17 protein-coding genes are annotated in these 14,918 nt (G+C 36.2%); 4 read left to right on the top strand and 13 right to left on the bottom strand.

All coding sequences use genetic code 11. From position 1 onward, the window contains the following. The first annotated feature begins 192 nt into the window (after nt 1-192). Nucleotides 193-597, top strand: coding sequence for a (deoxy)nucleoside triphosphate pyrophosphohydrolase (locus BM137_RS09600; protein ID WP_092480948.1), 405 nt, complete (start codon nt 193-195; stop codon nt 595-597). After that, nucleotides 594-3,467, top strand: a complete 2,874-nt coding sequence (locus tag BM137_RS09595; RefSeq protein WP_092480947.1) for a DEAD/DEAH box helicase — start codon at nt 594-596, stop codon at nt 3,465-3,467. Before BM137_RS09600 ends, BM137_RS09595 begins: the two co-directional genes overlap by 4 nt. A 281-nt stretch (nt 3,468-3,748) precedes the next feature. Here BM137_RS09595 and BM137_RS09590 read toward each other — a convergent pair whose 3' ends face one another. The 10 genes from BM137_RS09590 to BM137_RS09550 all read right to left on the bottom strand — a co-directional run bounded on the left by BM137_RS09590 (nt 3,749) and on the right by BM137_RS09550 (nt 10,404). After that, a complete protein-coding gene (locus BM137_RS09590) occupies nt 3,749-4,651 on the bottom strand; it encodes an NAD(P)/FAD-dependent oxidoreductase (RefSeq protein WP_092480946.1) in 903 nt (300 codons plus the stop codon). Nucleotides 4,652-4,825: 174 nt separating this feature from the next. Further along, the gene (locus BM137_RS11430) at nt 4,826-4,954 is read right to left on the bottom strand and encodes a hypothetical protein (protein ID WP_280521799.1); all 129 of its coding nucleotides are present in this window, start codon (nt 4,952-4,954) and stop codon (nt 4,826-4,828) included. Between the two features lie 342 nt (nt 4,955-5,296). Then, entirely contained in the window at nt 5,297-5,923 is a 627-nt protein-coding gene (locus BM137_RS09585) for a hypothetical protein (protein ID WP_092480945.1), read from the bottom strand. Nucleotides 5,924-5,974: 51 nt separating this feature from the next. Then, on the bottom strand, nt 5,975-6,415 hold the full coding sequence (locus tag BM137_RS09580; RefSeq protein ID WP_092480944.1) for a PPC domain-containing DNA-binding protein: 441 nt from the start codon (nt 6,413-6,415) through the stop codon (nt 5,975-5,977). A gap of 20 nt (nt 6,416-6,435) precedes the next feature. After that, nucleotides 6,436-7,092, bottom strand: a complete 657-nt coding sequence (locus BM137_RS09575; RefSeq protein ID WP_092480975.1) for an endonuclease III domain-containing protein — start codon at nt 7,090-7,092, stop codon at nt 6,436-6,438. Continuing rightward, nucleotides 7,079-8,059, bottom strand: coding sequence for a zinc-binding dehydrogenase (locus BM137_RS09570; RefSeq protein ID WP_092480943.1), 981 nt, complete (start codon nt 8,057-8,059; stop codon nt 7,079-7,081). The genes BM137_RS09575 and BM137_RS09570 overlap by 14 nt, the downstream gene beginning before the upstream one ends. Nucleotide 8,060: 1 nt before the next feature. Further along, nucleotides 8,061-8,693: an ABC transporter permease gene (locus BM137_RS09565; RefSeq protein WP_092480942.1), complete on the bottom strand. Its 633-nt coding sequence runs from the start codon at nt 8,691-8,693 to the stop codon at nt 8,061-8,063. Beyond that, a complete protein-coding gene (locus tag BM137_RS09560; RefSeq protein ID WP_092480941.1) occupies nt 8,690-9,457 on the bottom strand; it encodes an ABC transporter ATP-binding protein in 768 nt (255 codons plus the stop codon). Before BM137_RS09560 ends, BM137_RS09565 begins: the two co-directional genes overlap by 4 nt. Next, on the bottom strand, nt 9,438-10,100 hold the full coding sequence (locus tag BM137_RS09555) for an ABC transporter permease (RefSeq protein ID WP_092480974.1): 663 nt from the start codon (nt 10,098-10,100) through the stop codon (nt 9,438-9,440). Before BM137_RS09555 ends, BM137_RS09560 begins: the two co-directional genes overlap by 20 nt. Continuing rightward, nucleotides 10,087-10,404 (bottom strand): hypothetical protein, encoded by a 318-nt coding sequence (locus BM137_RS09550; RefSeq protein ID WP_092480940.1) that lies wholly within the window; start codon nt 10,402-10,404, stop codon nt 10,087-10,089. Before BM137_RS09550 ends, BM137_RS09555 begins: the two co-directional genes overlap by 14 nt. Nucleotides 10,405-10,570: 166 nt before the next feature. Between BM137_RS09550 and BM137_RS09545 the strand changes: the two genes are divergently transcribed. Together BM137_RS09545 and BM137_RS09540 are read left to right on the top strand one after the other, a co-directional pair. Further along, nucleotides 10,571-11,458: a glycine betaine ABC transporter substrate-binding protein gene (locus BM137_RS09545; RefSeq protein WP_177192548.1), complete on the top strand. Its 888-nt coding sequence runs from the start codon at nt 10,571-10,573 to the stop codon at nt 11,456-11,458. Nucleotides 11,459-11,529: 71 nt separating this feature from the next. Continuing rightward, complete coding sequence (locus tag BM137_RS09540) at nt 11,530-11,880, top strand: putative quinol monooxygenase (RefSeq protein WP_177192546.1); 351 nt, start codon at nt 11,530-11,532, stop codon at nt 11,878-11,880. A 74-nt stretch (nt 11,881-11,954) separates the two neighbouring features. Here the strand turns inward: BM137_RS09540 and BM137_RS09535 are convergent, their stop codons facing one another. The 3 genes from BM137_RS09535 to BM137_RS09525 all read right to left on the bottom strand — a co-directional run bounded on the left by BM137_RS09535 (nt 11,955) and on the right by BM137_RS09525 (nt 14,865). Further along, on the bottom strand, nt 11,955-12,284 hold the full coding sequence (locus BM137_RS09535; protein ID WP_092480937.1) for a winged helix-turn-helix transcriptional regulator: 330 nt from the start codon (nt 12,282-12,284) through the stop codon (nt 11,955-11,957). 329 nt (nt 12,285-12,613) lie between these two features. Next, complete coding sequence (locus tag BM137_RS09530; RefSeq protein WP_092480973.1) at nt 12,614-13,393, bottom strand: SPFH domain-containing protein; 780 nt, start codon at nt 13,391-13,393, stop codon at nt 12,614-12,616. A 587-nt stretch (nt 13,394-13,980) separates the two neighbouring features. Continuing rightward, entirely contained in the window at nt 13,981-14,865 is an 885-nt protein-coding gene (locus BM137_RS09525) for a LysR family transcriptional regulator (RefSeq protein WP_092480936.1), read from the bottom strand. Nucleotides 14,866-14,918 lie beyond the last annotated feature (53 nt).

The raw sequence follows: 14,918 nt of genomic DNA, 5'->3' as shown, positions 1-14,918 counted from the left end.
ATGATATAAATTCTATATTGTTTTGCTACAATATTAAGTAACCTTAGAAATATGACTTACAGCTTTGCATAAAAATTTAGTTACTCTTATCTTTCATTAACTGTGTCGGATTTAAATTGATTCACTACATCTTGCTTAAGATTAAAAGTAATATGATAAAATAAAACTACAATTGCAAAGAAGGAAGTGAGTATGTTGAAGGAAATTACTGTTGTAGGCGCTATTTTAATAGAAAACGGGAAAATTTTATGTGCGCAACGAGGTGAAGGTAAATCACTAGCTTATTTGTGGGAATTTCCTGGTGGGAAAATAGAATCCGGAGAATCCTCTCAAGAAGCTTTGATACGAGAACTTCAAGAAGAACTCCTTATTGAAGTGGATGTACAACCTGATGTGTTTGAACAAACCAGTTACCAATATGACTTTGGTTTAGTTCAATTGACCACTTTTATCTGCTTCCTGAAAAAAGGCACGCCACAGTTGACTGAACACATTGCTGCAGAGTGGTTAGAACCTAAAGAATTAAATCAATTAGAATGGGCACCAGCAGATATACCAACTGTTGAGAAATTAATGGAAATGGGAATAGTAGAATGACAGATATGCTAGAGCGTTCATTAAAAAAAGCCTTTATAGATCAAAAAACTGAAGGATCTTTATATGATCCTCAAATCATCATCAATGATACGAAGAAAAAGCAATATATACTGAATGTAGTACAAAATGAATTGGATACCTGCGAAGAATTCTTTTTCTCAGTAGCTTTCTTAACTCAAAGCGGTCTTGCAGCACTAAAAACACAATTAGCGGACCTTCATCTCCGTGGAATCAAAGGGAAAATTTTGACTTCTATCTACTTAGCCTTTAATCAACCTGCTGTGTTTGAAGACTTAATGAAAATTCCTAATGTAGAAGTCCGTATTTCCCAAAAGGAAGGTTTTCACTCCAAAGGATACTTATTTAAGCAATCGGGGTACCATTCTTTCATTATCGGGAGTTCTAATTTGACCATGAGCGCTTTAAAGGTCAACTACGAGTGGAACGTGCGCTTAACTTCTTATGACCACGGTCAAATGATCCAAGAGATTCAACTACATATGGAAAACGAATGGTTAGAAGCTCAAGAATTAACTGACGAATGGATTTACAACTATAAAAAAACGTACCAACCAATAACTTATTATAAAGAAATGACGACTATCCAGGATCCAGAGCTCGTTGATGAGCCTACTCCCTACATTGTACCAAATACCATGCAAAAAACAGCCTTATTGAATCTTAAAGAACTGCGAGACACGGGCGCTAAAAAAGGTTTGGTTATTTCTGCTACAGGGACTGGGAAGACATATTTGTCTGCTTTTGATGTCTTACAAGCTAAACCTAAACGGGTTTTATTTATTGTCCATAGGGAACAAATCCTAAATAAAGCTAAAAGTGATTTTCAAAAGATCCTTGGTGGTAACAATGAAGACTATGGTATTCTTTCTGGAAACAAAAAGGAAATAGAAGCTACTTATTTATTTGCTACAATCCAAACCATTTCTAAAGATCTAGTCTTGCAACAATTTGCTAAGGACCATTTTGATTACATCTTAATTGATGAAGTCCATAAAGCTGGCGCTCCTTCGTATCATCGAGTAATGAATTATTTTCAACCAGACTTCTTATTAGGCATGACAGCAACACCTGAGCGAACCGATGGATTCAATATTTTTGAATTATTCGACTACAACATTGCTTATGAAATTCGTCTTCAAGAAGCATTGGAAGAAGATATGCTTTCTCCTTTCCATTATTTTGGCGTAACCGATTATGTAAAAGATGGAGAATTGATTTCTGAGTCGACAGATCTAAAGTATTTGATTGAGGAAGAACGTGTCACTTATTTGTTAGAAAAACTTGACTATTATGGCTGTTCTGGCAATATTCCTAAAGGGTTGGTTTTTTGTAGCCGCAAAGAAGAAGCAAAGACGTTGTCTGCTTTGTTCCAGCAAAAAGGACATCCTAGTTCTTATTTAACTGGAGAACACTCGCTAGAAGAACGAGAAAGACAAGTCGAACGATTAGAAGATGGCGAGATTGAATACATCTTTACTGTTGATGTGTTTAATGAGGGAATTGATATTCCTAAAATCAACCAAGTGGTCATGCTTCGGAACACTCAATCGAGTATTATCTTTGTCCAACAATTAGGCCGAGGGTTAAGAAAAGATCCTTCGAAAGAATTCGTCACGGTAATTGATTTTATTGGTAATTACAAAAATAACTATATGATTCCAATGGCTTTATCTGGTGATGTATCTAGAGATAAGAATAATTTGCGTAAAGACACTTTTGATACGAATTTTATTTCTGGCGTTTCTTCTATCAACTTTGAAAAGATTGCGAAACAACAGATCTTCTCGTCCATCAATCAAGCTTCTATGGACAGCATGAACGAATTAAGAAAATCATTCCAATTGCTTTATAATCGCCTTGGTCGTGTACCGTACTTGAAAGATTTTGAAGAACAACATACGATTGATCCTTTGCTGGTTGCTAATAAGAAAAATAGTTATTACGATTTTCTAGTCAACATCAAACAAAACGAAGGAACTATTTCTGAAGTAGAAAATCAATTCTTGATGATTGCTTCAAGAGAACTGTTGCCAGGAAAGAGAAAGCAAGAATTGGTTTTATTGGAACAATTGATGAGGGATTCAGCACAAAGTATCTCATTAACAAGGATCAAAGAGTTATTTACAAAGCACGGAATTCTAGCAGATGAAGAAACAGTCCATTCTGTCCTTAATACTCTAGATTTAAGCTTTTACACTGGTTCTGCAGCCGCTCTATATAAACAACAAGCTTTTATTGAGCGAGTAGAAACAGGAGTATCTTTGTCGCCTTCATTTAAAGAAGCGATGGAAAACAACTATTTTACACATTTGATGAATGATATTCTTGAAACAGGATTACTAAAATCTAAAGAGTATTCTTCTACCGAACCCTTAACGCGTTACCAAAAATACAAACGAAAAGATGTTTTGCGTTTGTTGAACTGGGAGAAACAAATGGTGGATCAAAATGTGGGTGGATATACATCAAGCAAAGATGAATTTGTTATTTTCGTCACTCTGAAAAAAGGTGAGAATTTCTCAGGTGCCCAAATGGCTTACGAAGATGAGTTGATCGATTATTCCACGATGAAGTGGTTTACGAAGTCTCCTAGAACGATGGCTTCTCCAGAAGTACAGAAGCTAAAGGAAGCTGAAAAATGGCACATTCGTGTATTTGCGAAGAAATCAGACAACGAAGGAACAGAATTTTATTACCTTGGAGAAGTAAAACCTGTACAAGATTCCATCATTGAATTAGAAAAACCTCTACAAAACGGCGAAAAGAAGAAAGTGGTAGAAATGTTTTTGAAGTTTTTAGTACCGATTGAGGTTAATCTTTATCGGTATTTGGAGGCTGGGCAGGAATAATATAGTAATTAAGAGATGTTTTTATTATCTTAATATCTACTAACTCATACCAGTAATTTTTTGCTATTTAAGCAACTAATGATGCTTACTTAATTTATCTAAATATAAAAGAATTACCACATGGTAGCAACCTCAAAAAGCTTAGGCTCTACTTCGACTTTTAGGGGATGCTGCCACTTTTTATCAACTCTGAATTACTTATCGATTGATTCGATTTTTAGACACAAAAAAGAACAGCTTAAAAACTGTTCTTTTTACCTTGACTCCAGTTATAGGTATTTTTATATTCCTTCAAAGGCTGCTTCGCTTGAGTCATTTATAATGCCTATACCTGCCATATGCCCTTGGCTGGCAGAAACAACCAATTGAGAGGGTCCTGTAATCTCTCCTGCAGCGTAAATACCTTTTATATTTGTCCGTCCTAAAGAATCTGCAATAACGAATCCAGCTTCACTTAATTCGATACCTAATGAGTCGATAATTGAAAAGTGTTTATCTAATAGTGTCGTACAGAAACCGCCTGATACGTTGATTTTCTCTCCGCTTTCAAATGCAACACCTTGAAGTTCTCCATCTGTGCCCTCTAGTTCAACAATTCGTTCTTCTATCAAACGAATCTGATTTTTTTCTAGCAGTTTTTTCTGATCAGCGTCAAATATTTCATTTCCGTTAGTGGCTATAATCAAGTCATCCGTCCAATTTTTCAATAACTTGGCAGAGTGCAGCCCCACACTCGATTCTGTGATCAATATCAACGGTTTATCTTTCATTTCCCACCCATCACAAAAAGGACAAGAAAAAATGCTGCTTCCATAATAGTCTTCAATTCCTTTAACATCTGGAAGCTTTTCTTTTAATCCTGCAGCTAAGACGACATTTTTAGTAGTGATGTTTTCACCCGACTCGACAGTTATTTCAAAAGAATCTTCCTCTGCTTTTTCAACCGACAGAACTTTATCTGTCTTGATAGAAATGGTTGGGTATTTGAGCAAATCTTTTCTGCCTTTTTCTCTGAACACTTCCGGTTTGATTCCATCTTGTGTCAAGAATGCATGAGAAGCATGCGTTACAGCATTCCTTGGCTTTTCTTCATCAATCAGCAGGACTTGCTTTTTGCCTCTTCCTGCCACTAAAGCAGCGCTCATTCCCGCAGGACCTCCACCAATCACTACAACATCTATCATCTTATTCCCTCCTATGACCTCTATTAAAACTCATCATATTTATCATTAAAGCAAAAAAGTCAGCTGAATACTAATTTTCTACTTGCAGTTACTTCGCGGTCCCTTCAATCCTTCTTTTAAAGTATTTCTACGCACAAAAAAAGAATAGCCAGCAGCTATTCTTTTTCGCATAAATTATTTATTAAAGATTTTCGGACCCTTGCGCATGTTTTTCATATCATTCTTTGGTTCGGTCGTTTGCTTAGATTTCCCGCCTGCTTGTTTCTTTTTGATCAACTCTAACATTTTTTCTTTTGAATTCATTTTTCCACCACCTCATTGGTGTAACACTAAATACTCTCAGTGAGATAAGAGGAGCGGCAACTACATGAATGGAGATTTTTGAAAATGACTAACTCATTCTAAAAAATTGTACTATTCTACATTCAATATGATTTCCCATATCCTTTGCCCAACTTCACAATATCCGGTTTACATTCTTCACTAAATCATACAGGATAAACCGCGATGTGACAAACAATTTTTGATTTATTACCCAAATAACTTGTCGAATAAATGACGATATTTCTGCTCAGAATTAAGCTAAGCAAGAATTCTCTGCCCTAGTTAGAAACAGTCCACCTCTAAACAAAGCTTTTTAAAATTTTAGTACGAAGTAATCTTCAAATCTTTGAAAAAACCTTCTGTTCCTATATCGACCCAAAGACCAATACCGCCCTGTGCATTTGAACCTTTTTTTAAATCATTGACAATCAAAACTGGATGTACAGAATGATTCAAATAGAGCTTAGCACATTCATCTATTACTTCGATTTTCAGATCAATCCACTCATTTAAGCCCATATCAGCATAAGATTCGTACATTTTTGGCGCTTCTGACCGTAGACGGTCGAATTTATAGTCGGGATAAGAAAAATACTGTGTGGAAGAGTTTCGTCTAGATTGATTTTCGTTTCTGCCATTCGTTGGACGGATATAAATACTTTCAAAATCCTCATTATTTTCATCGATCCGAAAGGCAACACCAATAAATCCCCGTGCATACTCAGGAGCATCTGGCAAAAGTCTGCTTAACACCTTTACTTCAATAATTCCATTATGAAAAACACTGTTTTTTATCCTCGCATAAGTAGGTTCGTCTACATCAACGACTGCCTCATCTTTAACCACTCGAAGAGCCTCAGTTTCGTCGACAGCTCCATTTTTAACAAATGTTTGGACCGGTACCACGTTTTCCATTAACAAATTGATATTTTCAGCATATAATGTCATACCCTGCCTCCTTCTTTATTGACAATATCCTAAAACAAATCCCAACTTCTCCTAATGCTCAAATTTCCATACATTAATTCCTGTTGCCGGATCAACCATTCTTTCAATCTCATTCTTTACAGGGACGATCGTAATCTCTGCAGTATACCGAACAGTTGCTTTTGTTAAGTGACCCGCTATCATAGAAAGTTCGTCAGAGTCATTTAAATACGAAAAACTTGCATGACTATGGAGTACTGGACTTTCATCATCCCCTATGGTAATATTTCCCATCAAAGACACCAACTCCAGCATTCCGGTTTTCTTATGATCTGTAAAATCATCTGCTTCCGGTTGATAAGTAGAAACAATTACTTCCCCGCATGCACCAATTCCTTGAAAATAGCCGGATAAGATATTTTCTTTTTTGCAAATGTGTTGGATACTCGTTAAAATTTCTTCATCCTTATCGATTCTGACAAAAATAATATTGTCTATTGTTTTATAGTCCATAACTGCTTCCTTTCTTCAACTTAAAATGTCGCAATATCAAGTTGTTCACGTTCGCTCAACAACCAGCTTTCGTCTAGATCTTTGTTTTTCCCATATTGTTTCCCATGAAGGTCAATTGCAGCGTGCCACTCTTTGCATACATCATGGGTAACTTGTTCTGTCAGGCGATTAAACTCTTTATGCATTGCTTCATAATTTTTGTATTCTCCAAATCCTAACCGGGTAAATAGGCGAATCGCGTATTGATCGGCAATAAATGCATTTCTTTCAAAAATATATAAAAGCATAGCATCAGCTGTTTCAGACCCTACTCCTTTAATGGTTAATAATTCTTTCCTCAATTCAGCCGTCGAATAATTGCGGAATCGCTCAAAATCTCCGCCATTTGCCGCAAACCATTGGATCAACTCTTTAATATAGCGACTTTTTTGTTTGAAAAATCCTGCTGGCCGAATCAGTTCTTGCAGTTTTTCTAACTCTATTTGCTGCAGACCTTCAACGGTTAAAAACGGTTCTAAGTTTTTAAGTGCTTTTTTCGCATTCGATTCCGTCGTTTGCTGAATCAAGATCATGGACACCCAATCTGAAATGCGGTTCTCATCTTCCCACCAATGCTGGAATCCGTAATACTCAACCAGCCGATTCAATACTTGGATTTTTTGTTTATCTGTCTTCATCATTGGGTAATTCCTTATTTAAAATGATCACTTTTCCAAAACTGCGGCTGCTTTCGAGATATTCATGAGCTTTAGAAATTTCTTTTAATTCAAATACTTTCTCCGGCTTGACTATGGTCTTATTTTCATCAATAAACTCCAGCAACTGGTTCAACTTAGTTTCATCCACATTATTCGAGTAAAAACTGGTTAGATAACTATTTGCTTTAATATCTATGATTGGGTCAAATTCTTCCAAGAACCATTGACCGCCTAATTGTCCAGTGCTGCAAACGATCCCTTGTTCATTGAGGTGTTTAAAGCTGTTCTTTATCGTAGCTGGTCCAATCAATTCAAAAATTTTATTATACGTTTTTTCAGTTTGTAACTGACCCTCTCTATCTTCGATGACATCATCAAATCCAGCTTGGATCAATACATCTCTTTTAGCCAAATTCCGACTGGTTCCATCTATGATAATCGTTTCAAATCGACTCTTTAATAGGTTTAAAAAAGCAACGCCTACACCACTGGTTGCTCCCCGTACTAAAACCTGATCATTTTTTTTGATCTGCAAATTTTTCATAGAACCGAAAGCAGTGTAATACGTTTCAGGGATCGCTGCTAATTCCTCCCATGAAAGATCGGTTTCTACGGGGAAAATCTGATCATTAGGCAGTAAAACATATTCCGCATAACTCCCATCAAATGCTCTACCCATTTCACCCATGATAGAAATAACTTTTTGTCCTGCCGGCAGTAGATTTTCATCGCTGGTTTCTTCAATGATCCCCACACATTCGATCCCTAAAATACGAGGAAACTGGACAGATGGTGATTTCCCTTCTCTAGTGAAAACTTCGGAATGATTGATACCAAAACCCATAACTTTGACTAAAGACCAGCCTTTTTTAAGCCTAGGTGTCGGAACTTCTTCATAAATCAATTTTTCCGGTCCGCCTGCTTCATAAACAACTGCAGCTTTCATGTTAGTCCCCCAATTCTAGATTTCTTAAAGTGATTTTTTCAATCAAACGCAAAACCACATTGCTGAAAATACATAAGATAATCGTTAATACCGCTCCCCAAATAATGGTTTCAATACTTTGTGTCCGCAACCCATCAAATAAAATGGTCCCTAATCCACCGGCATTGATCGTGGCCGCAATTGTGGCTATTCCAATAATGGAAGTTAAAGCTAATCGAATCCCGCTGAAGATAGATTTGGATGATAGAGGCAGTTGGATCTTGAAAAAGACTTGACGGTCTGTCATACCCATTCCTCTGGCTGATTCAATGATCAATGGGTCGATCTGTCTGATCCCGGTAGAAAACGTACGCAATAGTACATATTCACTATATAACGTTAAGACGATAATGGCAGTGGTTGTTCCTAAACCCGTTAATGGAATCAAAAGAGCAAAAAAAGCATAGCTGGGAACGGAATATAGGGCTGAAAAAAAATAAATCAACCCGCTTAACCACTTGTCCTTGTTTATACAAGTAAATATGACCAGCATCGCAATGATTAAAGCAGCAACCAAAGAGATGGTCACCAGCTGTAAATGCATCAGCGCAGCATCTATTAGTCTTGTATGGTAATAACTCCAGTAGTCGATCATTTTAACTCCCTCCATAAAGCCTCTTCTTCATAAATCGTATCTAACAACTCTTTGACAAAATCTGTTTTCGGATTGGTAACGATATTTTTTGGTGTATCATATTGACTGATTTCACCATTGTTCATAATCATTACTTTATCGCCCAGATAAAAGGCTTCATTGATGTCATGTGTGACAAAGAGAAAAGTTTTCCCTGACAACTCTTTATGGATCGATTTGATTTGTTTTTGCAGCTCTTTTCGCGTAATGGCATCTACGGCACCAAATGGTTCATCAAGCAGCATGATTTGCGGATTAGCTGCCAACGCCCTTGCAACTCCCACACGCTGTTGTTGTCCGCCGGAGAGCTGTTTAGGATGTCGTTTGCCATATTGTTCATAAGGCAATTTGACAAGTTCCATCAATTCTTTTACCCTAACCAAGATTTTTTCTTTATCCCAGCCAAGCAGCTCTGGTACAGTTGCGATATTTTTTTCAATGGTTAAGTGAGGAAACAATCCGATTTGTTGTACCACATATCCAATGTTTCTTCTCAACTCAATCAAATCGATTTGTTCTATGCTTTGCCCATTGACTTCGATCGTTCCTCCATCTGGTTCAACTAAGCGATTGATCATTTTTAAAGTTGTTGTTTTACCAGATCCTGATGAACCTAGTATTGTAATGAATTCCCCATCTTCAACCTCAAAGGAAAGTTTTTCAATGATAGTTTCTGCTGCGAACTTTTTTTCGACATTTTTAAATTTAACTGCTGAATTCGACACTGTTTTTCGACACCTTTCTAATCGTAATATCCAAAATAAACATACTTAATAGGGATAGAAACGTAACTGTTCCTCCACCGATAATTAGCAGATCCATTCTGTACAACCCTAATCCTGTAAAAATAAGTGTGCCCAGACCACCTGCTCCAATATAAGTGGCAAGTGTAGCACTGGCAATGATTTCCACTAAAGATAATTTTATCCCGTTTAAGATGAACGGTGTTGCTAGAGGGAATTCGATTTTTTTCATTAATTGTTTAGTATCCATACCTAAACCTGAAGCAACTTCTTTTGTAACAGCAGGAATCTCTTTAAATCCAAGAATGGTATTTACTAAGATGGGAGGAATACCTAAAAATACCAACGCGATCAAAGCCGGCAATTCGCCTACACCAATAATAGGTATCAAAATAAACAAAATCGCTAAACTTGGAATAATCCTCAATAACTGAGAAGTGGTTGTAAAAAACTCGGCTGCTTTTGGATGTTTATAGCTGATATAACCCAGTGGAACTCCTATCACTAATGCAATCAGCAACGCAGTTATGCTCAACTGGATATGTTGTATAAGATACTCTTCATACTGACTTCCACTACTTTTAAAATATTGAACTATTTCTGTAACCAAACTATATACCCCCATAAAACTGATGCGATTTTGACCAATAATCAAAATCAGTGATGATTTTATTCAACTCTTTTGCGCTTTCTGTTAATTCAAACAGTGTCCCTATAGGGCTGTTTCTTTTTCTTAATAAATGATCATTGTACATTTCCCAAATATTAGTGATCAAAACGACTCTTTCTATTGAAAGATGATCGATCAAAAAAAACTCCATTAAATCGGTAAAAGAAATACCCATATGTTCATTTTCTTCCATAAATTTCAAAATGGTAATTTTTATAGGATGATTAATGACTGAAAAAAAAATATCTAGAGAATCCATTTTCAAAACTCCTCTCTTCATACTTATTATAAATTTTTTAAAAGATAAAAGAAGTACGCACTTTTTTATTAGATAGTTACCTAAAGGTAAGTGACTTATAAAAAAGTGCCTACTTCCCATCCATTGTTTGCCACTATACAATAAGCTCAAGAAAGAGAGGTATACAATTATGAAAAAAAGAATAAGGATAAGTTTTTTTGCAGCAATATTTGGCTTAATTTTAGCCGGTTGTTCTTCTGCTTCATCAGACGAAGCGATAAAAATCGGTTCCAAAGATTTTACTGAAAGCTTGGTAGTAAGCGAGATTTATGCTCTAGCATTAGAAGACCAAGGTTTGAATGTCGAAAGAGTACCTAACATCGCAAGTTCAGTGATCCCTCAATCTATTGAAAAAGGGGAAGTAGATCTTTACCCAGAATATACTGGTACGTCTTTATTGACTATTTTTAAACTGCCTTTGGAGACCGATCCTGATGCTGTAGCCCAAACAATTCGGGAGAAGTATGAAGAAGATGGAGTTTTAACTACTCTTGACTATGCAGAAGCGAATGACTCTGCCGGAATTGCAATAAAAACCAGCGTATCAGAAGAGTATGGCATCAAAACGTTGAGTGACTTACAAGAGAATGCGGATCAAATTCGTTTTGCTTCTCAAGGTGAATTTGATCAACGTGAAGATGGTTTACCTGGTCTGGAAAAAGTTTATGGAGAGTTCAACTTCAAGTCCTCAACTGTTTATGATAATAGTTTGAAATACCAAGTCCTGAAAAGTGACGAAGCTGATGCGACTCCTGCTTATACGACAGAAGGGCAGCTATCCGACACTGAAGAATTCACTATTTTAGAAGACGACAAAAACTTCTGGCCACCGTACAATCTTGTACCTGTTGTTCGTCAAGATGTACTTGAAAATCATCCAGAAGTAGAGACTATTATCAATGATATCAATAAAAATCTAGATACACAGACCGTTATTGATTTAAACGCCAAGGTCGATATTGATGGAGAAGATTATCAAAAAGTAGCAAAAGATTACTTTGAATCATTGAATTAAATAAGATCATTCAACAAATGCACGTAAAAAAAGCTGGATGTGCAATATCACAGCTTTCGGAGGAAAATAATATGTCAAAAGGGATTTTATATTTAGTAGAATTACAAGTTTCTGAAGGAAAAGAAGAAGCATTACGCGAATTAGCTGAAGAGATGGTAGAAAGTACAGCAAAAGAACCAGGAACGTTACATTATCACTGGGCGTTGAATGACAATATTTGTCATACGATCGAACATTACGATAGCAATGAAGCCACTTTTGATCATCTAAATACGTTCAATGAAAAATTTGCGGATAGATTTATGGCCTTAGGCACGGTTACAAGCTGTACTGTATATGGTGAACCAAACGAAGCAGTGAAAACCATTTTAGATGGATTTGGTTCAACATACATGACAACCGTTTCAAGTTTTTCTCGTTAAGCCAGCTCAATTGATTATTCTGTAAAAATCCATAAAAAAACATTTAAGAAAAAGTCTTTCTTAAATGTTTTTTTCTATATCAAATTTTCTTTGATGTACGCGGTTCCCCAATCACTCATTGAATTGATAATTGGACGCAAAGAATCTCCCAACTCACTCAAAGAATATTCAACTTTAGGAGGAACTACTGCATACGCTTTGCGATTAATAATGCCGTCTTCTTCCATCTTACGCAGGTTTTCTGTTAACACTTTTTGACTAATGCCTTCAATAGCTTTGTGCAGTTCATTAAATCTCTTGGTTCCCTTTAATAATTCCCGCATAATCAACAACTTCCATTTGTTTCCGATTAAATCCACTGTGGTAGCCACTGGGCAAAAAGGCAACTCTTCTTTACTTAACATATGATCCCTCATTTCAATTTTTACAGTTTCAAAAAGTACGTTACTTCCCTTGAATCATATACTAAGCTAAAGAGAATTTCAATATAAGTTGGCTGTTTTAATTTCTATACTCATGGAAAAGACCCCTAAAAATTTAGATTCTACTCTGACTTTTAGGGGTCAGCACTCAACAATCTCAATTCTTATTTTTCCAACAAATCCTTAAAAGTTCAAATCATCATCTTCAGACTTATTATCTATTTTAAAAAGCACAGACAATAAACTCCCTATAAAAACGACCAATATCGTTGCAAAAATAAACTTCGCTAAGAAGAAAACCATTTTATCACCTACTCGTTAGTATCTACAATTGCTTGACCCGTTTGTACTTCAACCCAACCATGTTCCAAGCGAGCTTCTACTTCTTTTAATTTGATCAATTCTTCAGAAATGGATTCAGATAATTTTTTATTGGCTTCCGCCTCTGCTTCTGCTGCTTTTACTTTTTGGTAAGCTAAACTGTCCGCTTTTGTTTTGGCTGTATCAGCTTCTAAGATAGCTTTTTCTTTTTCTTGACCCGCTTTGATGATCTCATCAATCGATTTTTGCGTTTCCGCATCAACATCCGGAACTCCAAAAGCCACGTCTTCTACTAAGAATCCTTTTGGTTCAACAGCTTTAGTGAAATCTTCTAAAATCGATTGCTGAACTTCTGTCGATTTCGATCCCGTCACATCCAACAAGCTATATCTGGCAACGACACTACGCGATGATTTCAGCAATTGAGCCTTCAACCAGTTTGCTTCAATATCTTCTACGCTGATGCTCCCGAATTCTTTAAACACATCAGAAACTTTTTTCGAATCTACCTTATAAGCATATGTAATTGATACATGAGTAGCTTTTCCATCTTCTGTAGCCAAGTTCAATTTCTCTGCTTTAACTGTCTGTAATCGAATAGGGTACTGAGTTACTTTGTCCAAGCCGACAAATTTAACCCCTTGGCTTAGCGTTTGATCTCTTACCCCGCCATTCATGGAATAACGAACCCCAACATAACCATTTTCAATCTTTTCAAAAAACACTAAAAATCCGCCTACCAATAGGATGATGACTAAAAGACCAATCATTAACCCTTTGATTTTTTTGATGCTGTTCTTATCGTATATCTTTTCGTTCAATTCTATGTCCTCTTTTCTTTTTTCAACTAAACAATTTTCTTAATAACGAATACTTTTCCTTACTTTCTTACAACAAACCACCCCGTGTAACTATTTACTGCAATGCACAAAAAGAAATACACAGGCTTCTTCATTTTAAGTCTGTGTATTCTTTTCGACATACTTTTTCTTTTACGAGTTGACTCTATTGTCTCTGTCTGTTCCCATAAAAAATCATCTTAATTATTATACCAAAGAAATGGCGCAAAACGTTGGATTCCATAAATATCTAACCTGAATTATAGCAATTAATTTAATTACCGCGATTCTGGAAAGCCATTTTTATACAAATCTAGTTCTTTCATAAGTGTTTGCTTCCTAAATCAGAATTAAAGGAATAATGTATATAGCTTTTGACATCTACATCACTCCCACTCCCTATTGGATTGATTTCATGCTCTTTGATCATAGAGTTGTTAAGACCTGAATTTTTTCAACTCTGCTGCTTAGAATCAAAAAAGCGGTTAAACTTAACATGCCTTGTACATTAGGCCTATTTAGTTTGATTCTGCGACTTTTAAAAAGTTCTTCATCGTCTCCATCCCTCTCACTTGGATTCTTTTTAGATAAATCAAATAAAACGGATGAATTACATTAAAATCACTTAGAGGTATCTTTTTCAATATTCCTTTGTTGAGTTCCGCTTCAACAGCCCTCTGATAAATAAAACTGATCCCTAAATTTTTTTCGACCAATTTTTTAGTTGCACCAATGCTCCCAATCATCATAACTTTCGAAAAGCTGTCTAAGTGGATCCCTTTACTTTTTATGGCTGTTTCGAAAATCAGCCGTGATCCCGATCCTTCTTCACGGACTAGAAGAGGTGTAGAAAATAAGTCGTTAATGCTCTGTTCTTGTTTCCATAAAGAACTTTTTTCTGAACAAACAGCGATAAACGGTTCTTCACCAATTTTCTGGAATTCAAATACAGACTGATTGAATTCTCCTTCTACGAACGCAAAATCAATTTTTCCATGTTCCATCAATTCAATCAAGTGTTGGGTATTGTCCGTTACCATCGAGATATCATGCGCTGGATACTGGTTCAAATACGACTCAATGAGTCCAGGCATCATGTATTCCCCAATTGTCAAGGAAGCTCCAAATACAAGGGTATTGTGCTCTACAGTAGAAGTTAGTTGCTCTTCCACCTTAGCGATCTCTCTTTGGAGCAAATAAAGATCTTTTTGCAGCTGCTTTCCCTTAGCCGTTAATGATAATTGTCTCTTTTCATAATGAATCAGTTCAACCCCTAACTCCTGTTGCAAAGACTGAATATGCTGGGTGACAGCCGGTTGGGTAATGTGCAATCTTTTGGCTGTGGTCGTGTAATTCATTTCTTCTGTCAAAGTAAGGAACGTTTGGTACCGGTAATCTAACATCTAATGCCACTCCTCAATAACAATTTCTTATAAATATATAATAAATGATTATT

This window comes from Desemzia incerta, assembly GCF_900115825.1.
Classification (GTDB): Bacteria; Bacillota; Bacilli; order Lactobacillales; family Carnobacteriaceae; genus Desemzia; species Desemzia incerta.
Note: the sequence above shows the minus strand (reverse complement) of the source record. Positions and strands in the feature narration are given on the sequence as shown.